The following is a 23867-nucleotide window of genomic DNA, read 5'->3' as shown; positions in this document are numbered from 1 at the left end:
ATTGGATTCCGGGAACCGCGTTTAATTAACAACCATACCCATTTTAAAGATAGGCAAATACATCGCAACGACCATACCGCCAATTAGTGTTCCCAATACAACCATGATGATCGGCTCCATCAAACTTGACAGTGCGGCAACCGCATCATCTACTTCTGCTTCGTAGAAGTCAGCAATTTTACTTAACATGGAATCAAGCGAACCAGCCTCTTCACCAATGGCGACCATTTGAATCACCATGTTCGGAAATACATTGGTGCCGGCCATAGAAGAGGTTAAGCTATTGCCTGTACTGACTTCAGTTTGTATGTTCTTGGTGGCTTCGAAATAAATATGATTCCCTGCCGCACCGGCGACCGAATCCAATGATTCTACCAGGGGAACACCTGCGGCAAACATAGTTGAAAGTGTACGTGACCAGCGTGCAATCGTAGCTTTACGGATTACTTCTCCAAAGATAGGTAACTTAAGCGCAAAACGATCCATAACATGTTGCATTGAGACCGAGCGCTTCCAAGTATATAAAAAAGCATAAATTCCACCGCCCAGAATACCTAGAATAGCCCACCAATACGCAACGAAGAAATTTGAAATGGTCATTACAAGAAGCGTTGGAGCAGGCAATTCAGCACCGAATCCTTCAAATAGATCTTTAAAAGCAGGGATTACAAAAATCATAATTACCGCAGTAATGACAAAAGCAACCACAATAATCGAAATAGGGTAAAAAAGTGCAGATTTAATTTTCCCCTTGATGGCTTGAATCTTCTCTTTGTAGGTTGCCAAACGATCCAGAATATGATCTAGAATACCGGCAGCTTCTCCTGCCCCCACAAGATTACAATATAGTTCATCGAAGTAAAGCGGGTATTTGCGAAATGCATCTGTCAAATTACTACCGGTTTCTACGTCGGCTTTAACATCCAAAAGTAATTTACTCAAAGCTCGGTTGCTGTGCCCTCTGCCCACTATATCGAAGGCTTGTAACAGCGGTACACCGGATTTCATCATAGTAGCCAGCTGACGTGTAAATAGTGTGATATCTTTGTCAGTAATTTTTCCACCCGATTGAGTTTTCTTTATTTTTGTGACTTTGATACCCTGGCGACGTAATGTAGAAGTAACAATAACTGTTCCAGCAGCGCGCATTTCGCCCTTTATCTGTTTACCAGCCCTGTCCTTACCTTCCCACGAGTAATTAATTTCTTTTAGTTTATTCTCTGTGTGCGCTGTCACAGTTGCCATAATTAGCTCCTCAAAAACTTAGAGTATCCGTGAAAAAATACTAGAGAACATTGCAAAGACTCAAATTCTGTTACCGTCGTTGACAACAAATCTCAAAAGATTATTTTTATCTTGTGCGGTGCTAACGGCATAGTTTCGTGTATTACTTAGCGCTTATTCGCAGCATTGTGTTCTATCTTAGATTTCATTGGCTCTTTGTATGAACAGCTTTAATCCCATCATAAATTGTTGGGTACAACAAGTTGACATGCAATTCTTTTTTCATTCTTAGGTTATTAAGCCGCCTGGATTCTTTCATGAAAGATAGCATTGTGGGTGATATCTGTTCTTCAGCTTGATCGCGGGTAATGCGAGGGGGACGCGGCAATCCAAAATGATCCGCAACCAAATCAAAATATTCTCCCATTTTCAGATGCGAGTCATCGCAGGTATGATAGATTCTATTTGGTTTTGCATGTTGCAAGGCAGCACAAATTATTCGAGCGAGATCATCCGCATGTATATGATTGGTATAACCATCTTCAGTGTCCAACAATGCCGGATTACCTTCTCGCAACCGTTTTAGTGGCAATCTGTTTTCTGCATAAATACCCGGTACCCGCAAAATGGAAACAGGAATATGATTACGCTTTCCCCAATTACGTATTTGTCTCTCAGCATCGATACGTCGTATTGCTCGACCATTTTCCGGATGAGTTGGATGTGTCTCGTCTATTAATGCCCCCTGGCAATCACCATAAACCCCGCTGGTACTGATATAGATGAATCGTTGTGGTAAAATCCCCGCTTGCCGTTCTGTTCGCTTGGTTAATGCGGACAGTAGATGCGCGGTTCTGCGATCGTATAATCCTTGATTGGCTGGGGGAGCCAAGTGTAGAACTAATTGTGCAATCCCAGCGAGTTTCTCGAGACTTCTCGGAAGATCAAGATTTCCGTAAATTGGGATAATGCCATGTAACCGTAAATAGGCAGCGCTATCTAAATTACGATATAAACCGAGCATTCGGTAATTTGTTTGTAAAAGTGGCGCCACCCGTAAGGCAATATCACCACAACCAACAATTAACAGTGTTTTTTTCATATTAGCTATTTGTTCTGATTATTATATTTTTTATTTGTCTGCCACTCAATGTCGTATCAAATCATTATTAAACCTAGCGAGCATGCTCTAAAAGTAGAATCTGGAGAAACTATTCTTGAATCCGCCCTCCGCGAGGGTTTCTCGCTGCCTTATGGCTGCCGCAATGGTTCCTGTGGGATTTGTAAAGGAAAAATCATACAAGGCAAAGTAGATTATGGCCACCATAGTGAAGAAACACTGACTGAAGAAGAAAAACGGGCCGGCAACGCATTGTTTTGTTGCGCTTCTCCACTGACCGATCTGGTTATTGAGTGTCATGAAATCGGCGCCACTAAGAATATTGAAATTAAAACATTACCGTGCCGTGTGCATAATCTTGAGCTTGTCGCTCCTGATGTGATGATTATTTCTCTAAAACTTCCTACTAATCAGCGGCTGCAGTTTTTAGCAGGGCAATATATCGATATTTTGCTCAAAGATGGAAAGCGACGGAGTTTTTCTTTGGCAAATGCGCCGCATGATGATGAATTTTTACAATTACATGCACGTAACTATCCTGGAGGCGCATTTACTGAACATGTTTTTACGCACATGAAAGCCAAAGATATGCTTCGCTTCACAGGGCCTTTAGGATCATTCTTTTTACGCGATATACCCGAGAATACTTCCGTTATCTTTCTGGCGAGCGGTACAGGATTTGCACCAATCAAGAGTATTCTTGAACATATTTTTCATCAAGAGAACGGTCGAAACAATAAAATAAAAATGACACTCTACTGGGGTGCGCGTAAAAAAGCTGATTTGTATTTAGCAGATTTAACAGATAAGTGGCAACAACAGCACAAGAATTTCACTTTTGTTCCTGTGCTGTCTGAACCCTTACCAACCGACAACTGGGAAGGAAGGGTCGGTTTGGTACATGAGGCAGTCATGCATGACTTTCACAGTTTGGAAAAACATCAGGTATATGCCTGTGGCGTTCCGGCTATGGTAAAAGCTTCTTATCAAGACTTTACCAATCTTCGCTATTTACCAAAAGATGCTTTTTTCTCCGATGTATTTACACCTTCAACCAGCAATTCCCAAGTTGTACAAGAATCTTAGTCGTTTTAATTGAGTTGTTTGAGTGTTAATTCAAGCCCTTTATTATAATGATTCATAGCTAATTCATGTTTGCCTAATTTCTCATTCAGTTGCGCTAAAGCAAAATGTGCTTTATGCCCAGGCTCAACAGATAAGCTGGCTTCTAAATAATTTTGCGCTTTACCCCAAAGTTCACAATGCGTACAAAGTTTACCGAGTGTCAATAGCAATTGTGCGTTATTAGGCTGTGACTTCAGCCAAACTTCAGCACACTCAATCTGCCTGTTAACATGATAATCCAGACATTCTCCATAAAGTTCAATTAATTCGTTATCCCATGTAATGGGAACATTCTGTTCGATGATCCGATTTGCAATCGTGCAGCTTCCTTGTGAGATATAGGCGCGTGCGGCAGCAACTGAAAGTTTGCTATCCATTTTTTCCATGGGTGATATGTGCTGCCAGTACTGATTTAGTGACGACAAATCCGAAGCTTTGCTTCTAATATTTTCTATTTGTGCGTCATGCTTTAATTCTTTTACCAGTGCTTTATTGGCTGACTGACGTTTTGCTAGTATTTCAGTTAACTCAATGACCGCATCCCAATTTCCAGCTTGTTTTTGCGCTTCCAGCTCCAGTTGCAAAACGATAGTCGATTGTAAGCCTCCATCCGAATACAGTGACCGCAATGTTTTGAGCGCCTCTTCGTAATGCCCATCATTGAGTAGAAATTCAGTTTTAGTGGCAAGGCATAAAGATTTCTCATCAGGTGCTTTATGGAGTGCCGTGTTCAGATACTGATCTCGCGCTGTAATTTCATTAAGCTTATCTGCTGAGCGAGCTGCAATGACAGCGCAAATTGCTTGAGCCGTCGATGAGTCAGCTAACTTTAATGCAATGGCTGTATTCCTTTGTGCTTTGACAAAATCGCCTTCAAGGTAGGCTTTTAGCCCAGAAAGTAACATCTCGTCTGTTTTTTTATGGCGATGCCGACGACTAAACCCTAATATTCCCAGAATAATCCGGACTAGAATGTAAAAAACAAAAAATGCTGCGATTACTCCAATTATGAAGTGATCAATTGATAGCTCTATTTGATAGGGTGGCATCTCCAACAGAGCACGCCCCGTCATATCTTTTGCGGCAAGTGTAACAGCTACAGCAGCAGCAAATAGTGCCAATAGCCAGAGTATCAGTTTCATATTTTCTCCTCATTGCAGTAGAGCGATCATTGTTAATGTGAACCACAAATTATATAAACACCCGCCATGATAAGCACAAGTGATGTTATAAACGCTTTAGCCTTACCGAGTGTTTTCTCTTATAAATTGTACTGTTTCCCGGTTACCTGAAAGTACGCTCGCAGACTTTCCAGCAAACCCTCATCTCCAGCAGATGTCGCTTTTACGATTTTCCCCAGCCCCAATTCTTTCGCTGTCCGGGCAATACGTTCATGAACTGTAAAAACGGGGGTCGATTTCAGTAATTGTTGGCCAAGCTTGCCTATTATGTCAAATAAATTATGCAATCCTTCGCTGCTCGTGATAATCACGGCGTGTATCTCGCCTTGCGACCAAGCAGTTATTAATGATGTCGTATCAACATCTGGTCTCCTGCGTTGATAGCATTCTGCGTATTCGAGGAATGCGCCACGCTGCATGAGCGTGTCTCCCAGCAATTCCCTACCGCCGTTACCACGAAAAATAACAACTCGTTTGCCAGCCATGTTTTGCAATTGCTCCTGTTGCAGTAATGCTTCGCTATCAAAATGCTCAACTGGAACGAGTACTTTGTTGATGCCATAATGCTTTAAAGCATCTGCACTGCCTTTCCCGACGGCGGCAAATCTTAATTGGAAAGGCAATATACGTTGCTTGCTGATTAATTGCATGGCTTTGTTGACAGCATTGGGACTGACGAATATTGCCCAATCGAATTCATCTAAGCGGTCAATCAAATTTTTCAAAGGATTTAAATCTTTTACATCAATTATTTCCAGCACCGGAAGTAGAATTGGATTCCCGCCAATAGCGCGAATACCTTCTGCAAGCAAAACAGATTGCTGTATTGGGCGAGTAACCAGAATATTTATGCCGTCTAATTGTTTGTTTTTAGGCAACACTATTTCCAACCATCTGCTGGGACCAAGGCTGCTAATATTTCATCAGCACCTTCATTGACTAGTTTTTTTGCCAGCTGCTGTCCCATAGTGATGCCAGTTTCTGGCTTGCCATTTAATGCGCCACTGATGATGCGTTTACCATCAGGTTGTGCAACGAAGCCACGTAACTCGAGTGTGCCATTAATAATTTCTGCAAACGCCCCCAATGGTACCTGACAACTACCTCCCAGCACGCGACTTAATGCCCGTTCTGCTTCCACACAAAAAGCTGTTGCTTGATGATGCAAAGGTTGCATCATCTCAACCAAATCTGTGCGGTCAGCCCGGCATTCGATACCCAAAGCACCTTGTCCTACCGCAGGTAAGCTTTGTTCAGGATTCAGCAGTGCTGTGATGCGAGCGGATAATCCAAGCCGTTTTAAGCCAGCTGCAGCGAGGATGATTGCAGCATACTGCCCTTCATCGAGTTTACGTAACCGGGTTTGCACATTACCACGCAACGGTAGTACTTGAAGATGAGGAAATTGTGCGCGCAGTTGACTTTCTCGCCGCAGGCTTGATGTGCCAACAATACTGCCTTCTGGCAACGCATCCAGATTAGCATATTGATTGGAAACAAAGGCATCGCGAGGATCTTCCCGTTCAGTGATGGCAGCAAGCTTGAATCCCTCGGGCACGTTCATGGGCATATCTTTCATCGAATGCACCGCGATATCAGCGCGCCCATCTTCCAAAGCCTGCTCCAGCTCCTTGATGAACAGACCTTTCCCGCCTATTTTTGATAATGACTGGTCCAATATCTGATCGCCAAGCGTTGTCATGCCGAGTATGCTGATTTCAGTTTGCGGGTATAATTCGCCTAAACATTTTTGAATAAACTTCGCTTGCCACATTGCAAGTAGGCTTTCTCGTGATGCAATGACGATTTTCTGGGGGGATAAAAGTGAATTGGGCATTAATAGTATAAAATGAAAAAATTACAAAAAATTCTTAATAATAGTCATTTTAGCATGGCTGACACTGACTTGGCTTGTTGCAAGTGCATGTCAAATCCATTTTTAAGTGTGTGTGTGATGCGATGAGCGCAACTGATTCAGAGAATAGTGTTACCAACAATAAATTGGTGAATGATAAAGATTTACCATTGCGCGAAGACATTCGTTTCCTAGGACGTATGCTGGGTGATACGTTACGTGAGCAGGATGGAGATAGTGCTTTTGAGCTGGTCGAGAATATACGCCAGACTGCGATTCGTTTTCATCGCGACCAAGATCTAAAGGCGAGAGATGAGCTCGATGAGATACTCAATCAGTTGAGTGACAAAGACTCATTGCCCGTCGTTCGTGCATTCAGTTATTTCTCATTACTTTCCAATATTGCTGAAGATGTTCATCACAACCGGCGCCGGCGCGCACATCTTCGAGCGGGATCCCCACCGCAGGCTGGAAGTGTGACATTAGCACTGGAACGTATATTGGAAAGCAGAAAAGATATTTCAATCTTAGTAGACTTTTTTAGCAAAGCGATGATATCGCCGGTTTTGACAGCGCATCCAACAGAAGTCCAACGAAGAAGTATCCTGGATTGCCAATTAACTATTGAGCGTTTGCTGAAAGAACGTGCGCGGACTGAACTCACGCCAAATGAATTGCGCCACAATGAGGAAGGCTTGCGCGCTACCATTCAGATATTGTGGCAGACTCGTATGTTACGTCCCACCCGCTTGTCTGTGTATGATGAAATTGAGAATGGTTTGGCATATTACAGCTACACCTTTTTGACAGAGATCCCATACATCTATGCCAAAATAGAAGACCTGCTCGAACGCCGTTTGGGTAAAGATGCTCCGTATGTCACATCGTTCTTGCGCATCGGTAGCTGGATTGGTGGTGATCGTGATGGAAATCCTTTTGTCACGCATGATGTCATGTTACGGGCGGTGGAACGTCAATCGTCGGTAGCATTGGATTTTTATATCGATGCTGTGCAGAAAATCGGCCGCTCTATGAGCCTGACCGAGCAATTGGTGCAAGTCAGCGATGAAGTTCAACAACTGGCCGCTACCGCGCCGGATATTCCTAACCGGTCTGACGAACCATACCGGCGGATTTTCCTCAGTATCGCTGCGCGATTGGTTGCGACCGCGCATCAATTAGGCCATCAGGTCACGCAATACACCCCGGCCGAAACCAGAGCACCCTATACAAGTAGTACTGAATTTTTGCACGACCTCAATGTCATCATCCATTCGCTCAAACAGCATAAATCATCATGGATAGCACGCGGCGCATTACGCAATCTCAGCCGCGCCGTGGATGTATTTGGATTCCATTTAGCACCGCTGGATATGCGCCAGCATAGCAAGATCCATGAGCAGGTCGTCAGCGAATTATTCGAATGCAGCACAGGGCGGAAAGGATATGCGCAGCTAAGTGAAAAAGATCGCACGGAGTGGCTGCTTAAAGAAATTAGTCAACCGCGTTCGATACTGGTCTCGTACGCTGATTTTTCCGATCTGGCACAATCCGAACTGCGAATTTTGCAATGCGCCGCCGAAATTCATCGCCGTTTTGGACGTGTAGCGATGTCGAATTACATCATTTCGATGACCACCGATATCATTAATGTGCTGGAAGTGGCATTTTTGTTACAGCAAGTCGGCCTATTGCAAGCCGGCGAAAACCCGCAACTTCATCTCAATATTATCCCGCTATTTGAAACAATCTCGGATTTACGTAGCTGTAGCGTGATTATGGATCAGTTATTTTCACTGCCCTATTATCGCAAGTTACTGAGTTCGCGCGCCAACGTGCAAGAAGTCATGCTGGGTTACTCTGATAGCAACAAGGACGGGGGTTTTATCACGTCGAATTGGGAGATTTATAAAGCCGAAATTGAACTCACTAAAGTTTTCGCCAAACACAAAGTTGAGTTACGCTTGTTTCACGGTCGCGGCGGTACGGTCGGCAGGGGGGGCGGACCGAGTTATCAAAGTATCCTGGCTCAGCCACCAGGAAGTGTTAATGGTCAAATCCGCGTAACCGAGCAAGGCGAGGTAATCAGCAGTAAATATGCTGAACCTGAAATTGGGCGACGGAACCTTGAAACATTGGCGGCTGCGACGATGGAAGCAACGCTGCTGAGTCGAGATTCAATCGGTACAAATTCGGATCGTTATTATTCGGCTATGGAGAAATTGGCATCCGTGTCTTTTGCAACTTACCGCGACTTGGTGTACGAAACACCCGGATTTAAGCAATTCTTCCTGGAATCCACGCCGATTCGAGAAATGGCGGGGCTACACATTGGCAGCAGGCCGCCATCACGTAAGAATTCCGATGCGATTGAAGATTTGCGTGCAATTCCTTGGGTATTTAGCTGGAGTTTGAGTCGAATGATGTTGCCGGGCTGGTACGGATTCGGTCATGCAATAGAAGCTTTTGTCAATCATGCCGATCAGGATGGACAGGGATTGGCATTATTACAGGAGATGTATCGGGAATGGCCCTTTATGCAAACATTATTGTCGAACATGGACATGGTGTTAGCTAAGACAGATATGGGTATTGCATCCCGCTATGCAGAATTAGTCGAAGATGTGGTATTGCGTGAGCAGATTTTCGGGCGTATCAAAGAAGAATGGTCAAGAAGCCAGAAATGGTTGTTTGCCGTGACCGGCCATACTGAGTTGCTGCAAGATAATCCAACGCTAGCACGGAGTATTCGCAACAGAACCCCTTATATTGATCCGCTTAACCATTTGCAGGTTGAATTGTTGCGCCGTTACCGGTCCGGTGAAGATAGTGAAGAAGTTAAACGTTCCATCCACCTTACGATTAATGGTGTAACCGCTGGGTTGCGCAATAGTGGCTAATAGGCCTTTATTACTGAAATACTTGAGCTGTAGGAGGCTTGCGTGCAAATAAAGCGATTCATAGGTATTGTACTGTTTAGTTTTTATTCTCAATGGGTATTGGCTTCTCTGCCGATCCAGTACTGGCAAACATCCTCCGGGGCACGAGTTTATTTTGTTGAAAATCACGATTTGCCCATGCTGGATATCAATGTGGAGTTTGCTGCGGGTAGTGCCATGGATACAGCCAGCAAATCAGGCTGCGCCAATCTGGTACGGCATTTGCTTAGTCTTGGCGCTGGCGGCCTATCTGAAGACCAAATTGCCACAGGGTTAGCCGATGTCGGCGCACAATTAAAAAATAATTTTGACCGCGATCGTGCCGGATTAGCTCTGCGTACTCTGAGCAGTGAGCGGGAGCGCAAACAAGCACTTGATATATTTGCACGCATTATTCAGTCCCCGGAATTCTCGCAAGAAATATTGCTACGTGAAAAAGCAAGAATAGTTTCGACCATTAAAGAATCGAGCACCAAGCCAGATTACATTGGCGAGCGTGAATTAATGAAAATGCTCTATAGCAGCCACCCTTACGGATTCAATGAGCTGGGAGAGATTGATGCGCTGAATAGGCTGCAGCGGGAAGATTTGCTTGCTTTCTATCGTTCCTATTATGTTGCCGGGAACGCAGTGATAGCAATCATTGGCGACGTGACTCGGCTTGAAGCTGCGGCAATTGCGGAACAATTAACTGACAATCTTTCTTCCAGTGGACAGAAAACTGAAATTCCTGCAGTATCAATACCCGTAGCAGGAATAAAAAGAATTCCTCACCCGGCAACACAAAGCCACATCCAATTGGCCTATCCGGGCCTGCGTCGAAGTGATCCGGATTATTTTCCGCTATTAGTCGGAAATCATATCCTGGGCGGCGGAGGGTTCATTTCACGTCTGATGGAAGAAGTTCGCCAGCAACGCGGTTTGGCTTATAGCGTTTACAGCTTCTTTGCTCCCTATAAAGAACAAGGGCCTTTTCAAATAGGTTTGCAGACAAAAAAGGAGCAGTCAGAAGAAGCGCTGGCATTAACCCAGAAAGTGCTTAAAGATTTTGTTGCAAGTGGTGTAACAGAGGAAGAATTGCTGGCTGCCAAGCAAAATATCATTGGCGGTTTCCCGCTTCGAATAGAAAGTAATAGCAAAATATTGAGCTATCTTTCCATGATCGGCTTTTATAATTTACCACTGACTTATTTAACGGATTATTTGGTAGCGGTTGAAGCAGTAACAACCGAGCAAATCCGGCAAGCATTCCAGCGACGGATTCAACCAGACGGTATGGTCACTGTTATCGTAGGGGCAATTAAGTAACGGCTTGATCCATGACTTTAGTTAGAGGAAAAGTCCGTATCATTGGTGGTCAGTGGCGCAGCCGTTTGCTGACTTTTCCAGCAAATCCTGATTTAAGACCCACTTCCGATAGAATACGTGAAACCGTATTTAATTGGCTGGGACAGGATTTAACCGGCCTGAATTGTCTTGATTTGTTTGCTGGCAGTGGCGCATTGGGTTTTGAAGCGGCATCTCGCGGCGCATCACAAGTGGTGATGGTCGATGCAGACACTAAAATTTATAAAGCACTGCATGAAAATAAGGAAAAGTTGCAAGCTACGCAAGTTGAGCTGAAAATGATAAACGCGTTAAATTTTTTGAATTCTGATGTGCGGAAATTTGATGTTATTTTTCTTGATCCGCCTTATCGTCTTGAGCTGTTACCCAAATTGTTGCCGTTACTGCCATCACATCTGGAAAAAGGCGGGTTGGTTTATACTGAGACTAAAGGTACTTGGATCGCGGATAAACCGTGGCGTGTAAAACGTAGCGCAAAAGCTGGTGCCGTATCCTATCAGCTTCTGGAGTTAGAATTGAATGGATAAAGTGATCTATCCTGGTACGTTTGACCCAATAACGCGTGGGCACGAAGATCTCGTCCGGCGTGCCTCGCGTTTGTTTGATCAAGTCATCGTAGCGATAGCCGTAAGCAGCAGTAAAAAACCATTCTTTACTTTGGAAGAAAGAGTGGCAATGGCACACGAAGTATTATCAGACTGTCCGAATGTAAAAATTATGGCATTTTCTGGTTTATTGATGAATTTCTTGCAGCAACAAAACGCGCGAATAATTTTGCGCGGTTTGCGTGCCGCTTCAGATTTTGAATATGAGTTTCAGATGGCGGGGATGAATCGAAGTATGTATCCCGATGTAGAAACTTTATTCATGACACCATCAGAACAATATATGTTTATTTCAGCAACCATTGTGCGTGAAATTGCTTCATTGGGTGGTAGTGCGGATGCATTTTTACACCCGCTGGTAGCAAAAAAACTACACGAAAAAATAACAAAATAGTATCGAGAGAATTCAATGGCATTAATTATTACTGACGAATGCATTAACTGTGATGTTTGCGAACCCGAATGCCCAAATGGTGCCATTTCTCAGGGTGAAGAAATTTACATGATAGCTGCAAGCTTATGCACAGAATGTGTTGGGCACTACAATGAGCCGCAATGTATCGAAGTATGTCCCGTAGATTGTATTATTACCAATCCAGATAGGATTGAAAGCAAAGAACAACTACAAGCTAAATATCAGTCGCTTATCTCAGTAAAATAGCCTACATCTGGCGGAATCAGCCGGAACCGTGCCACGCTTCTACTCGAAATCAGACCGTTTTCTCCGCTTAATCGTCAACGCATTACTGCCCATATTGGTTTAATCTTCGCATGAGCATTTTGGTTTTGCTTGCGAAGCATTCCAATGGGATCCGAGTACAGACTAGAAAACAGTTATTCCATCGCCAAAATCTGATGTTACCACCGACTATCCAATTAAATTAAGACCAGCGCTAATTGATATTTTCTTGACTGAGACTCAAATGGATCCTCACACGATAGCCACGAATGTTCGCTCAATTTTTTCCTTACCGGATGTTGTAATTCGTATAAACGATATGATTGATTCAGGGGACGCATCCAATTATGAATTGGAGCAGGTGATTTCAAGTGATCCAGCATTAACCGCGAAATTATTAAAGTTCGCGAATAGCACTTACTTTGGTTTTTCTGGCAAAGTAGAAACTGTTTTAAAAGCAATCTCCATAATTGGGCATAAAGAACTGCGGAATCTAGTTTTGGCATCATCAGTGACTTCTACATTTAAAGGCATCTCATCCGATCTGGTCGACATGGATACATTTTGGAATCACAGTATCCCTTGTGGTGTAACTGCGCGACTACTCTCCTCGAGTGTTGGCAGTAGAGAACGTTTCTTTATTGCTGGATTGTTGCATGGTGTTGGGAGATTAATCCTCTTCAGCCAGTACCCGGAAGAATCTGCAAAAGTATTGAGTTGTACAACCCAAGGTGAAGATGTTGTAGTCCAGGCAGAACGTAAGATTTTTGGTTTTACTCACGCGCAATTAGGTGCTGAGCTTCTGAAGCAATGGAAATTACCCCCTAATATCTGGAAAATGGTTGAACACCAACTCGATCCCATGGAGGATGCGGAATATGAGTATGACGCCAGCACGCTTTGTGCAGCTATCAATATTGCTAACTATATTCAGCCCTGTACAAATCAGAAAATAAATCACGAAGAAACAATACCTGACCGTGCGTTCAAGTCATGGAGCTACCTTGGCTTGTCAGTTGAAATTATTGAATCAGTGATGACAGTGGCAAAATTACAAGTCACAGAAGTATTCAATGCCATACGGTAGGCACCAGAAATCACAAAAGCCTAATATCGATAAGTGGCATTATCTTTACACACAGCCTGGTAAATACCGTGCCCGGCTATGTTGGAAAACACCAAGCCGCACCGGGCAAATTAGCCGGTTATCCCAGTAATAGCATACTCCCAGAGAAATTTTCTCTTTGAAATAACCAGAGGGTATTTCAATTATTACAATATCTTACGATGCGCACGCTAACACTCAAGTTGGCTTAATTCAAGACGATAAACAAAAGCGTGCTAGATGGAAGATACAGGAGAATATATGAAGGAGGTTTATCTTGGCAGGTTACCGATTCTTGACAGCAAACATAATTTAGTTGCCTATGAATTATTATTCCGTTCCGACCAAAATAACACAGTTACTGTCACAGATAATTCTGCCGCTTCGGCAAATGTCATCATTGATACCTACGGACAATTAGGCATTGAAAATGTAATAGGAAAACGGCGCGGTTTTATTAAAGTCGACACTGAGTTATTACTGCATGACGCCATTTGTATGCTTCCAAAAAAGCATGTGGTTCTCGAAATTTTAAAAAGCGTTGAAATTAATGATGAAATCATTCAGCGCTGTACTTTCCTGAAACAGAAAGGTTATCAGCTAGCGCTTTCCAATGTTGTTCAGCTGGATAATCGATATGACCGCATCATGCCATTAATTAATGTAGTCAAAATCAATATCACTGCATTGAATCAAAACAACCTGATTAATCTTATAAATAAACTAAAGCGCTGGCCGGTATTGTTTCTAGCAGAAAAAGTTGAAAGCCAGGAAATGGCCAGGAGCTGTATCGCTTTGAATTTTCAAATGTTGCAAGGCTTTTATTTCGCGAAGCCGGAAATTATTTCGGGCAAACGGATTGATCCATCCAAGCTAGCCTTACTAAAGCTTTTATTGCTTGTTGTTAAAGACAGTGATGTGAGTGAAATTGAGAATGAACTCAAGTATCAACCCGGTTTAAGCTATAACCTGCTGCGCATGGTCAACTCTGCCGCAGGTGGCTTGCCAAGAACAATTAACTCGATAAAACGAGCCATTATGATACTCGGCCGGAAACAGCTGCAACGCTGGGTGCAGATATTACTCTATGCCGCCAAACAAAAGGGCGGTAACGCCTCAGATGCATTAATGCAAACCGCCACGTTACGAGGCAAACTACTTGAGTTCATTGCCATAGCAGATCGCCCGCATGACAAGAATCACCAGGATCGCGCTTTTATGGTGGGTACCTTATCATTGCTGGATACCTTACTTGGGATAGAAATGGCCGAACTGGTGAGTTCGCTCAGCATACAGAAAGATATGAGCGAAGCTTTGCTAAATCGGCGTGGCTATCTGGGTCGTCAACTGGAATTGATAGAAGCCCATGAGAAAGGTGAGTTTGAGACAGTTTCAGCGATGCTGTTAGACTTGGGTTTTCTGAGCATCAGTGAATTCACCAAAATGGAGCTGGAAGCAGCAGCCTGGGCCAACCGAATCAGTGACGCAATCAATCAACCCGCATAAAACCAAGCAATTGATAGGTAATCCTGTCAAGTTGATCGGACTCCGTTTTCTATGCATTCTCTGACCAGAATTACTCAATTTTCATCTTCTCCTTCCGTTGACTAACGAGCTAGCTCAGGTACTGCTTACCTGAGACTCATGAATTCTTATTCGAATATTTCACCTGACGTTACCTATTGTCACAAGAGGACATCGCAATGAATATAGTTGAGCTGCTTACATTCGTGGTTAAGAACAGCGCATCAGATCTGCATTTATCCGCAGGTATGCCACCAATGATCCGGATACATGGCGAGATCCGCCGCGTCAATTTGCCAGAGATGGGCCATAAGGAAGTGCACGCGATGGTGTACGACATTATGAATGATAGTCAGCGCAAATTTTATGAAGAACACCTGGAGTGTGATTTTTCCTTTGCAATTCCCAATCTCGCACGTTTCCGCGTCAATGCATTTAATACGCAACGCGGTTCCGCAGCAGTTATGCGAACGATTCCATCAAGAGTTTTGAGTCTGGAAGATATCAAAGCGCCCAAAATATTTGCTGAAATCGCTAAACAACCGCGTGGTGTCGTTTTAGTAACAGGCCCTACCGGCTCAGGAAAATCCACCACATTAGCGGCAATGATCAATGACATTAACGAAAATGAGTATGGTCACATTCTGACTCTTGAAGATCCCATCGAATTTGTGCACGAGAGTAAGAAGTGCCTGATTAATCAACGCGAGGTAGGGCGGGATACCTTAAGCTTTTCCAATGCATTGCGCTCGGCGTTGCGTGAAGACCCTGACATCATTCTGGTGGGCGAACTGCGTGATCTGGAAACCATACGCTTGGCAATGACGGCGGCTGAAACAGGTCATTTAGTATTTGGCACATTGCACACGAGCTCTGCCGCAAAAACCGTGGATCGTATTATTGACGTTTTTCCCGCGGAAGAAAAAGAAATGATGCGCGCAATGCTATCTGAATCATTACGCGCTGTGATTTCTCAGGCGCTGTTAAGAACCAAGGATGGCAAAGGGCGCGTTGCCGCACATGAAATAATGATCGGCACACCAGCGATACGTAATTTGATCCGCGAAGCCAAAATTGCGCAGATGTATTCGGCAATTCAAACGGGGCAGAACGTTGGCATGCAAACATTGGATCAGAATTTAACTGATCTGGTGAAACGCAATGTCATTTCCGTGGCTGAAGCGCGCGGCAAGGCCATGAATAAGGATAATTTCAGGATTTGATCGATCAGTGGATTGAAAACACCAGGAGTAGCTATGGATAGGGAACAAGCAACAAAATTTATGTCTGATTTACTGCGCTTAATGCTCAGCAAAAAGGCATCAGACTTATTTATTACAGCCGGGTTTCCACCTGCATGCAAAATTGATGGAAAAATGACACCGGTTTCTCAGCAATCATTGTCCGCACAGCATACCGAAGTGTTAGCCCGGGCGATTATGAATGACAAGCAGGTGGCTGAGTTTGAAGCTGCCAAGGAATGTAATTTTGCGATTAGCCCCGCCGGAATCGGGCGTTTCCGGGTTAACACCTTTGTCCAGCAGCAACGGGTCGGCATGGTGTTGCGTACGATTACAACCAAGATTCCTGAATTTGATGATCTGGGTTTACCGCAGATACTCAAGGAAGTTGTGATGAGCAAGCGGGGTCTGGTGATTTTTGTGGGCGGCACCGGTTCGGGAAAATCCACATCGATGGCGGCTTTAATTGGACACCGCAATAAAAATAGCTTCGGCCATATTATTACCATTGAAGATCCAGTGGAATATGTGCATGAACATATCCATTGTGTCATTACGCAACGTGAAGTGGGTGTGGATACTGAATCATGGGAAGCGGCTTTAAAAAATACGCTGCGGCAAGCACCCGATGTCATTTTAATCGGGGAAATACGTGATCGTGAAACCATGGAGCATGCCATCGCATTTGCCGAAACCGGCCATCTTTGTTTGGGCACGTTACACGCAAACAGCGCCAATCAGGCGCTTGATCGCATTATCAATTTTTTTCCAGAGGAGCGAAGGGCTCAGTTACTCATGGATTTGTCGTTGAATATGAAATCACTGATCGCGCAGCGATTGATACCGGCGAAAGATGGGAAAGGGCGTGTAGCGGCCATCGAAGTGCTGCTGAACTCGCCACTTATTGCAGATCTGATTTTTAAGGGACATGTCCACGAAATTAAGGAGATTATGAAGAAATCCAGTGAAATGGGCATGCAGACCTTTGATGCTGCATTATTTGAGCTTTATGAGGCAGGAAAAATAAGCTATGAAGACGCGCTGCGAAACGCTGATTCCGTGAATGAGCTACGTCTGCAAATTAAACTCGAAGGCGCTGAAGCCAAGACGCGGGATTTAAGTTCTGGCATAGAGCACCTGGCAATAACCTAAGGGCACCACAATAAACTTCAAGCTGCCCACTTCCTACCATGGCTGGCATATTCCAGTACCAGATAAAACACATTGTCGCATTTCTCGCGAAACAGCACGCGATCATAGCTTTCCGGTAAATTGTTATCCAATACTTGCTCGACCGCAGACCGCACCAATTTCTGGGTCTGCGTATCCTTATACCAGTCCTGCACCAGTACTTTGGGGTGTTCTTGCAGAAGGCGATGCAGCAGTGACTTTGCAGCAAGCCGGACTTTCTGTGTTTCCTCTTGCGTCATCTTGTCTTTTTTCAGCAAATCGAATAGTTCCAGTTCATCCTCGTTCAAGCCTTCGCGAATGTGGCGCTCATCCTCCGCGCGCAAATCCCCGGTGAATTGCATCAGATCTTCATAGTAGTTTTCGGTCGAAGAACCGCCAGCATTATAGGTGTCAATGATCTGCTGCAAGCGTTGGGCAAAATCAGTACGGGTTGCATTTTGTTGCAGCATCAACTCCAATTTATGTTGCAAAAAAGCACGCAAATCGGCGATCTCGATATGCTTGTAAGTTGCTTGTTTAAATTCCTCGCGCAATTTGTCGAAATTGATTTTGCTCAAATCCCAGGTCTTGCCCTTCTGAATAATCTGATATTCCGCATCGTTTTGTTGTGCTTTAAGCACTTCCGCGCCATCCACCACCACACTCTCATCCAGCAGCTCGGCAATCTTCAAGCTGATCGCGTCGATGTCCTTCTGTTCGATATGCGCTTCGATCACGCCGCGCAAATACTGGAACACCGCCACCTCGCGCCCCATGCCGCGCCCCAAAACCTCCGGCTTGCACGCCTCATACAGCGATGTGATGGTGTTTTCATACACGTTGAAACTCCTGCGCCATTCGTCGTTGGCCAGCAAGGTTGGCAAACGACTCAAATCGCCCGACCTGCTTGAATACATCATCGCTTCCCAGCACCTCGCGCAACGCAACCGCCTTTCCGTGGCAAAACGCAAAGCCTTGCTCAATCGCATCGTCCAGCAAACGAAACAGCTCCGCTTTTTCCTTGACCGGCGATTCGGTCTCGTCGCCGCCTTGCGCGTAGTCTCTCAGCGCCAGTTTCATGTTGCGGAACACATTGTAGTAATCCACGATTTCGCCGTTACGCTTCTCGACCTCGTTGATCTTCCACGAGGTCACGCGATTGGCGCGGGCGATAGTTTGCATCAGCGTATGGCCTTGCATCGGTTTGTCGAGATACAAAGTGGAAAGCGTCGGTGCATCAAAGCCGGTCAGCCACATCGCGCAGACAAACACCAGTTGCAGCGGATGCTCCGGAGCCTTGAAGTCATATTCAATATCGTGCCCATTTTCAAGCCTATCCATGCGTTCCCGATGCGGTTTGATGGTCAAACCCTGCGCGGCGAATTTTTCTTCCTCACCCGCGTCTGCGCTAATCACCACCGCCATTTCAACAGCGCGCATGAATTCAACGCGCTGCTCCAGACGCCGCTTCTCAATTTCGCTGGTGGTTTTGCTGATAATTCCTTTCAGGCTTCTTATCTCTTCCTTCCACAGCCGCTGCACCTTGTCATGCATCTTCACGGCGGTGAATTTATCCACCGACACCACCAATCCTTTGCCGAGGTAACCGCGCCGGGGGAAGTGATAAACGATATCCCGCGCGATTTTCTCCAGCCGGTCGTCGCGTTTGATGACTTCCACCTCTTTGGCAAAGCGCTGCTCCAGCTTGGCCTGTTGCGCTTCATCCAGGTTCTCATCTTCCAGAATCTGGTAAAACTCCTCACTCAAACCTTCGTTCTGGATCAACACCTCCGGCACGCGCTTCTGGTAAAACAGCGGCACTGTTGCACCATCATCCATCGACTGCTGAAAGTTGTATTCCGACACATAACCGCCGAACCACGCATTGGTCTTGCGTTCGCGCCCGAGCAGCGGTGTTCCGGTAAATGCCAGATAGTTCGCCCTGGGCAACCCCTTACGCATGTTCTCCGCCAGCGACTTGTATTGCGTGCGGTGCGCCTCATCGACAATCACGATGATGTCGCTACGCGCTGTCAGCTCAGGATATTCGCGGCCTTTGTCCCAGCGGAATTTCTGGATCAGCGTAAAAACGATGCGTTTGTTCTGCCCGAGGAATTTGCGCATTTCCTCGCTGTTCTTCGGTTGCGCCGCCTCGGCCTCACTCACCGTGCGGGTGTTGAGGAAATTACGATAAATCTGGCCGTTCAGGTCGTCGCGGTCGGTCACCACCACGAACGTGAAATTGCCGGTCTGTTTGCGGAAAATTTTGCGCGCATAAAAAATCATTGAAAAACTCTTGCCCGATCCCTGCGTATGCCAGAACACGCCGAGCTTGCCTTCCAGTTCGTCACGTTGGAGGAAAACGTCATACGCGCGATTCACGCCGATAAACTGGTGGTTCTGCGCGATGATTTTCTGCGTGTCTTTGTAATAGAGAACGAAATTCTCCACGTAATCCAGCAACTTTTGCTGCGGCAGCAAACCTTCGATGACACCCTCCAGGCTGGTGCCTTGCGCGCGGATTGCCGCACGGTCAATTTTCTGCTTTTCGTCATCGGCGCGCAGCCAGTTGAAATAATGCTCCCACTGCGCCGTGATGCTGCCGACTCTGGTTTCGACGGCGTTCGACAGCACGCAAAACGCATTGGTCAGGAAAAGCTGCGGAATCTCCGCCTTGTAATTCGTCAGATTGTCGTCATAAGCGTTGCGTAGCTTCACATTCGAGTTTTTCAATTCGATGAATACCAGCGGAATACCATTCACATACAACAACACATCCGGGCGGCGAAAACCGCGCTCACCCTTGATCCACAACTGCATCACGGCCAGAAAGTGGTTATTGCCCGACACATTAAAATCCAGCAACCGCACACGCTCCTGCTGAGACTGTCCCTGCGCATTGTCGAACGTCACCGCAATGCCGTCGCGCAACAGGCCGTAGATTTCCTGGTTTGCCGCAATCAGGGTCATCGCTTGCCGCCGCTCGCACAGTTTTTCCAAGGCGCTTTCGATGGCTGCTCGCGGAATACCCGGATTCAGACGGAACGCGGCTTCGCGCAGCCGGTCCACCAAGATCACATCGCGTTTGCTGGCGCGGTCGGAACCGTCGTTCAGATCCTCTGCATTGTCCGTATGACAATCGAGCACGTCGAAGCCGTGCAGATGCTGGAGCTTCTGCACCAGCGCCTGCTCGATCTGATCTTCGGAAATAAAGTTAGGCATTCAGTTTTCTATCCGGATTTATTTTGCTTTAACTTGCTCGTCGTCTAAGTTAAGGGAAAGCGGTTTCCCTTAACTAGTGAACAAGCTTAAGTAACGATCAAACACGTAAGCGCGCCCACGTTGCTGTCCGGTAATTTCCTGCAACAACCCTAATTGTTCGAAATCCCGGATCAAGGCATTCGCTGTTGGCGAGCTCACGGACAGATTTCGTTCAATGTCAGCCGCTGTCACAATGGGCTTACGATACAATAAATTCAACAACTGCCGCGCATTGGCAGCGCGTTTGCCCAATGTCAGCACAGCGAGTTCCACCTCGGTGCGTAGCGCCAATACCTGCCGGAATACGTCACGTCCTTTGGTGGCGGTTTCCGCTATGCCTTGTAGGAAGAAACGCACCCAGTGAATCAGGTCGTTCGATACCCGCACACCCATCAGCGCATCATAATAACTCGCCCGGTTGCGCTCGAAAAAATCCGATAGATACAACGAAGGTTTCTCCAGCAAGCCATGGCTAACCAGATACAAAGGGATCAGCAAACGGCCAATACGGCCATTGCCGTCCAGAAACGGATGGATGGTTTCGAACTGATAATGACTGATCGCCACGCGGATCAAGTGCGGTACCACAATTTCCTCATTGTGCCAGAAGGCTTCCAGATCGCTCATCAAATCCGGCACGCTATCCGGATGGGAAGGAATAAACGCGGCATCCGCCAGACTGGAGCCGCCGATCCAGTTCTGGCTGGTGCGAAACTCGCCCGGCAGCTTATGCTCGCCACGCACCCCGCGCATCAGGATTTCATGCGTTTGTTTCAGCAGCCGGTTCGACAGCGGCAGACGTTTTAATTCAGCAACAGCACTATTCACCGCGTCGATGTAATTACGCACCTCGCGCCAGTCATTGCGCTTTTCCGGTTGAATCTGATCTTCAGACATCAGCGCCTCGTCGATACCGGTCTGCGTGCCCTCAATCCGGCTGGAAGTCTGCGCCTCCTTCACCACGTGCATTTCAATGAACAAGTCGATATCCGGTACGATCAAAGAAAAAGCGTTCAATTCCCCGAGCGCCCGATTGGCTGCTTCCAGCAAGGTATTGATGGTCGCATCTTCCCATACCCACTCATGATTCACCGGTACCGGTTCAAATCTCTTGTACTGATAGCGTTGCTGCCAAGTACCGGCTTTAAATGTTTCAAATTTCATGGGCGAACCTCCATGCCTGGCGGGAATTGGATGTCGAGATGCTCGACGGAAAGTTTGCCGGAGATGAGGCGGGGAAGAAGCAAGTCGCGCGTTCGGGTAAGATGCTCATTTTGTGCTGTCAGATATGTAATTTGTGCAAACAATGGCTCGGCGTGTGACTCGAACACATCCTGTAACGGCTTTGATGGCATTGTAACTTCAATATTACCTATCACAGTAGGCGAGAGCTCGGTTTGGTTGGTAGCGCCTCGCCCCATAGTGGAAAAATGTACTTCCCATGCTTTTAGTGTCATCCCGAAATAGTGAATTGGAACATTATGTTTTGGGCGAACTATCGTAACGTGCGAATCAACGATGCAGTTTGATAATTGAGTTAGCACTTGAGCGACACGACCTAGTGTACCCTCCCCAGTTGAATTGACGAGCACATCACCAAATCTGATTTGTCTATCAGCAGACACGTCTCTCGATTGGTGACGAGCAAAGCTCAGATCTAGCTTGCCATCTCGAATGCACTTTTGATTGATTGCGAAGCCTTCAGCAAAATCATCGTATTGCGGCGCAACGCCTCGCTTTAAATAGCTTGTCAGGGTTACCACTTTTGTTCGTTGCCAGCCTTCCGGCAAGCCTTTGACCTTCTTCACCTTCTCATGGCCGGGAAAGCGCATGCGCACGAACCATTCGCGGTAGATTTCCTCGGCCATCTTTTCCAGCAGTGCGATGCGCCGCTGGTTATTTTCGATCAGTTCGTCATACGTCGAGAGTATTACCGCGATTTTGTCTTGAACTGCGCGAGAGGGCAGCAGAAATTTGAGTTCTTTTGCTACGGTGATGTTGAAATGCTGCTGGGCGGCGCCAACAAGATTTCCCCCCACCAGATCACGGCCAAAAGTGGAGTTAAAGATCGCACAAAGGAAGTAAGGGTTAAGTTGCTTACCCGGTCGGATGATCACCAAATCGCTACAATTTGAGACTTCTAATCCTTTGGGGATTACACAGGCGGTGCCAGGATACCCTGTGCGAACGACTGCCACATCGCCAGGATGTAGTGCCGATTTGCGTATCTTTTCGTGAAATTGTTCGCTGACGTATTTCAAGCCGTCCAAGTTGAGACGAAACGGAGTGATATTCTGCGAGCGGAAAAATGGAACACCCGTTTCCTGATACTCATGAGCCATGGAGCCGACAAATCCCACGGTCACACGATCACATACATCTTTCAACTTGGAGGTTTTCCAGTTATTCACTAGTTCTCCGTAATTTGCGCTAGGTTGTGAGCGATCACCGATTCCAACGCTCGTGAGTCCTTGTTCAAAGATATGAGTTCGTCGTTCATTATCAGCAACTCATCTATAAATTCCTCCTCGCTCTTGCCATCCTCCTCAATCACTACGCCGACATAACGCCCCGGGTTCAGCGAATAATCCTGCTCCTTCACTTCTTCAGGCGTGGCGAGTTTGCACAGGCCGGTGACGTCTTCGTATTGCGCGTTGGGAAAACGCTCTTGCAGCCAGTGGATATGCTGAAAGTAAATTTCCGCGTTTTTCACATCCTGATGCAGTTCTTCCAGTGCGGATTTGAGCGCTTTCGTTCTGCGGTCAGTTGAGGTGCGTTTGCCTTCCTGCTGCGCCTGCTCGGTTTGCTGCTTTTCGTGCTGGCGCACGGTCTTGTCCAAGCGTTTCAAACCCTCGTGCAATGCGGAGAAGAACGGATCGAATGCTTCGCGCAGTTGTTGCTGAGCCTTGTTTTTCCTATCGATCGCTACCGCAAACGCATGTCCTTCTTGGTATTGCACGTAGCGGAACACAAGCTTATCCAGCTCCCTCCAGTGCCGCAGCAATTCTTCCACTGCTTGCTTGCCGCCTGCATCGTCCAGCACATCGAGCAGTTGCGCGCACACGGGTTCTATCTTTTCGTTGTTTTCGATCAGCCGCTCCATACCGGCAGTAAAATAGCGTTCGATAAGCTGGATGAATTTTTCGCGCTGGCCTTTGTGCAGGTGGCTGATGACGGCGATGTTCTGGATGTGTTCTTCGCTGAATTCGCGGTGGGCGCGGTCGATCTGGGTGAAAATGTTGCGCGCGTCGATGAACAAAATTCTGTCGCCGCGCTTGGCCTTGTCGAAAAACCACAGCGTGGCTGGGAGCGTGACGGTGTAGAACATGTTCGACGGCAGCGTCAGCATGGCGTAGATCAGATTCTGTTCGATCAGCGTTTTGCGGATATCGGCTTCGGAGTGGCGCGCATCCGAGGCGGAATTCGCCATGACCAATGCGGCGCGGCCTTGCGGTTTGAGCGAGGTGGCGAACAGGCTGATCCACAGGTAG

At 46.2% G+C, this 23867-nt stretch carries 20 protein-coding genes; 10 read left to right on the top strand and 10 right to left on the bottom strand.

What is annotated here, in order from left to right; genetic code table 11:
- Positions 1-21: 21 nt before the first annotated feature.
- Positions 22-1245: a type II secretion system F family protein gene (locus tag K2P83_RS09450; RefSeq protein ID WP_292928589.1), complete on the bottom strand. Its 1224-nt coding sequence runs from the start codon at positions 1243-1245 to the stop codon at positions 22-24.
- A gap of 184 nt (positions 1246-1429) precedes the next feature.
- Positions 1430-2326 carry an SDR family oxidoreductase gene (locus K2P83_RS09445; protein WP_292928587.1) on the bottom strand — a complete coding sequence of 299 codons (897 nt, stop codon included), beginning with the start codon at positions 2324-2326 and terminating at the stop codon, positions 1430-1432.
- Positions 2327-2374: 48 nt separating this feature from the next.
- Here K2P83_RS09445 and K2P83_RS09440 point away from each other — a divergent pair, with 48 nt between their 5' ends.
- Positions 2375-3430 carry a CDP-6-deoxy-delta-3,4-glucoseen reductase gene (locus K2P83_RS09440; RefSeq protein WP_292928585.1) on the top strand — a complete coding sequence of 352 codons (1056 nt, stop codon included), beginning with the start codon at positions 2375-2377 and terminating at the stop codon, positions 3428-3430.
- Between the two features lie 5 nt (positions 3431-3435).
- Here K2P83_RS09440 and K2P83_RS09435 read toward each other — a convergent pair whose 3' ends face one another.
- The 3 genes from K2P83_RS09435 to hemC form a co-directional block, all read right to left on the bottom strand.
- Positions 3436-4611 carry a heme biosynthesis HemY N-terminal domain-containing protein gene (locus tag K2P83_RS09435; RefSeq protein WP_292928583.1) on the bottom strand — a complete coding sequence of 392 codons (1176 nt, stop codon included), beginning with the start codon at positions 4609-4611 and terminating at the stop codon, positions 3436-3438.
- Between the two features lie 119 nt (positions 4612-4730).
- Positions 4731-5531 (bottom strand): uroporphyrinogen-III synthase, encoded by an 801-nt coding sequence (locus tag K2P83_RS09430; RefSeq protein WP_363279505.1) that lies wholly within the window; start codon positions 5529-5531, stop codon positions 4731-4733.
- Positions 5531-6487, bottom strand: coding sequence for a hydroxymethylbilane synthase (gene hemC / locus K2P83_RS09425; protein WP_292928579.1), 957 nt, complete (start codon positions 6485-6487; stop codon positions 5531-5533). The genes K2P83_RS09430 and hemC overlap by 1 nt, the downstream gene beginning before the upstream one ends.
- Before the next feature lie 122 nt (positions 6488-6609).
- Between hemC and ppc the strand changes: the two genes are divergently transcribed.
- The 9 genes from ppc (at position 6610) to K2P83_RS09380 (ending at position 17097) form a co-directional block, all read left to right on the top strand.
- A complete protein-coding gene (ppc, locus tag K2P83_RS09420; protein WP_292928577.1) occupies positions 6610-9405 on the top strand; it encodes a phosphoenolpyruvate carboxylase in 2796 nt (931 codons plus the stop codon).
- A 42-nt stretch (positions 9406-9447) separates the two neighbouring features.
- Positions 9448-10752, top strand: coding sequence for a pitrilysin family protein (locus K2P83_RS09415; RefSeq protein ID WP_292928575.1), 1305 nt, complete (start codon positions 9448-9450; stop codon positions 10750-10752).
- Positions 10753-10763: 11 nt separating this feature from the next.
- The gene (rsmD, locus tag K2P83_RS09410) at positions 10764-11318 is read left to right on the top strand and encodes a 16S rRNA (guanine(966)-N(2))-methyltransferase RsmD (protein ID WP_292928574.1); all 555 of its coding nucleotides are present in this window, start codon (positions 10764-10766) and stop codon (positions 11316-11318) included.
- Positions 11311-11790, top strand: a complete 480-nt coding sequence (gene coaD / locus K2P83_RS09405; RefSeq protein WP_292928573.1) for a pantetheine-phosphate adenylyltransferase — start codon at positions 11311-11313, stop codon at positions 11788-11790. The genes rsmD and coaD overlap by 8 nt, the downstream gene beginning before the upstream one ends.
- 15 nt (positions 11791-11805) lie before the next feature.
- Positions 11806-12057, top strand: a complete 252-nt coding sequence (locus tag K2P83_RS09400; protein ID WP_292928572.1) for a YfhL family 4Fe-4S dicluster ferredoxin — start codon at positions 11806-11808, stop codon at positions 12055-12057.
- A 262-nt stretch (positions 12058-12319) separates the two neighbouring features.
- A complete protein-coding gene (locus K2P83_RS09395; protein WP_292928570.1) occupies positions 12320-13162 on the top strand; it encodes an HDOD domain-containing protein in 843 nt (280 codons plus the stop codon).
- Between the two features lie 279 nt (positions 13163-13441).
- Positions 13442-14686 (top strand): HDOD domain-containing protein, encoded by a 1245-nt coding sequence (locus K2P83_RS09390; protein WP_292928568.1) that lies wholly within the window; start codon positions 13442-13444, stop codon positions 14684-14686.
- Between the two features lie 197 nt (positions 14687-14883).
- Positions 14884-15927, top strand: coding sequence for a type IV pilus twitching motility protein PilT (locus tag K2P83_RS09385; protein WP_292928566.1), 1044 nt, complete (start codon positions 14884-14886; stop codon positions 15925-15927).
- Positions 15928-15960: 33 nt separating this feature from the next.
- Positions 15961-17097: a PilT/PilU family type 4a pilus ATPase gene (locus K2P83_RS09380; protein WP_292928564.1), complete on the top strand. Its 1137-nt coding sequence runs from the start codon at positions 15961-15963 to the stop codon at positions 17095-17097.
- Positions 17098-17114: 17 nt separating this feature from the next.
- On the opposite strand, the gene K2P83_RS09375 is transcribed toward K2P83_RS09380, so the two are convergent.
- From K2P83_RS09375 to K2P83_RS09355, 5 genes are all read right to left on the bottom strand, one after another.
- Positions 17115-18008, bottom strand: a complete 894-nt coding sequence (locus K2P83_RS09375) for a type I restriction enzyme endonuclease domain-containing protein (protein WP_292928562.1) — start codon at positions 18006-18008, stop codon at positions 17115-17117.
- Positions 17947-20337, bottom strand: coding sequence for an HsdR family type I site-specific deoxyribonuclease (locus K2P83_RS09370; RefSeq protein WP_292928560.1), 2391 nt, complete (start codon positions 20335-20337; stop codon positions 17947-17949). Before K2P83_RS09370 ends, K2P83_RS09375 begins: the two co-directional genes overlap by 62 nt.
- 69 nt (positions 20338-20406) lie before the next feature.
- A complete protein-coding gene (locus K2P83_RS09365; protein WP_292928558.1) occupies positions 20407-21540 on the bottom strand; it encodes a Fic family protein in 1134 nt (377 codons plus the stop codon).
- Positions 21537-22787, bottom strand: a complete 1251-nt coding sequence (locus tag K2P83_RS09360; protein WP_292928556.1) for a restriction endonuclease subunit S — start codon at positions 22785-22787, stop codon at positions 21537-21539. Before K2P83_RS09360 ends, K2P83_RS09365 begins: the two co-directional genes overlap by 4 nt.
- Positions 22787-23867: N-6 DNA methylase (locus K2P83_RS09355; protein WP_292928554.1), on the bottom strand; the 1081-nt coding region annotated here is incomplete at its 5' end. The genes K2P83_RS09360 and K2P83_RS09355, both read right to left, overlap by 1 nt.

This window comes from Nitrosomonas sp. (assembly GCF_019752415.1).
In the GTDB taxonomy this organism is placed as follows: domain Bacteria; phylum Pseudomonadota; class Gammaproteobacteria; order Burkholderiales; family Nitrosomonadaceae; genus Nitrosomonas.
The sequence above is the reverse complement of the archived record's forward strand: the minus strand, read 5'-3'. Positions and strand labels throughout refer to the sequence as shown.

Coding starts and splice junctions, on each gene's coding strand:
- K2P83_RS09365 (WP_292928558.1), bottom strand. CDS start 21,540: ATGAAATTTGAAACATTTAAAGCCGGTACTTGGCAGCAACGCTATCAG.
- K2P83_RS09435 (WP_292928583.1), bottom strand. CDS start 4,611: ATGAAACTGATACTCTGGCTATTGGCACTATTTGCTGCTGCTGTAGCT.
- K2P83_RS09445 (WP_292928587.1), bottom strand. CDS start 2,326: ATGAAAAAAACACTGTTAATTGTTGGTTGTGGTGATATTGCCTTACGG.
- K2P83_RS09370 (WP_292928560.1), bottom strand. CDS start 20,337: ATGCCTAACTTTATTTCCGAAGATCAGATCGAGCAGGCGCTGGTGCAG.
- coaD (WP_292928573.1), top strand. CDS start 11,311: ATGGATAAAGTGATCTATCCTGGTACGTTTGACCCAATAACGCGTGGG.
- K2P83_RS09440 (WP_292928585.1), top strand. CDS start 2,375: ATGTCGTATCAAATCATTATTAAACCTAGCGAGCATGCTCTAAAAGTA.
- rsmD (WP_292928574.1), top strand. CDS start 10,764: ATGACTTTAGTTAGAGGAAAAGTCCGTATCATTGGTGGTCAGTGGCGC.
- K2P83_RS09400 (WP_292928572.1), top strand. CDS start 11,806: ATGGCATTAATTATTACTGACGAATGCATTAACTGTGATGTTTGCGAA.
- ppc (WP_292928577.1), top strand. CDS start 6,610: ATGAGCGCAACTGATTCAGAGAATAGTGTTACCAACAATAAATTGGTG.
- K2P83_RS09385 (WP_292928566.1), top strand. CDS start 14,884: ATGAATATAGTTGAGCTGCTTACATTCGTGGTTAAGAACAGCGCATCA.
- hemC (WP_292928579.1), bottom strand. CDS start 6,487: ATGCCCAATTCACTTTTATCCCCCCAGAAAATCGTCATTGCATCACGA.
- K2P83_RS09395 (WP_292928570.1), top strand. CDS start 12,320: ATGGATCCTCACACGATAGCCACGAATGTTCGCTCAATTTTTTCCTTA.
- K2P83_RS09450 (WP_292928589.1), bottom strand. CDS start 1,245: ATGGCAACTGTGACAGCGCACACAGAGAATAAACTAAAAGAAATTAAT.
- K2P83_RS09380 (WP_292928564.1), top strand. CDS start 15,961: ATGGATAGGGAACAAGCAACAAAATTTATGTCTGATTTACTGCGCTTA.
- K2P83_RS09390 (WP_292928568.1), top strand. CDS start 13,442: ATGAAGGAGGTTTATCTTGGCAGGTTACCGATTCTTGACAGCAAACAT.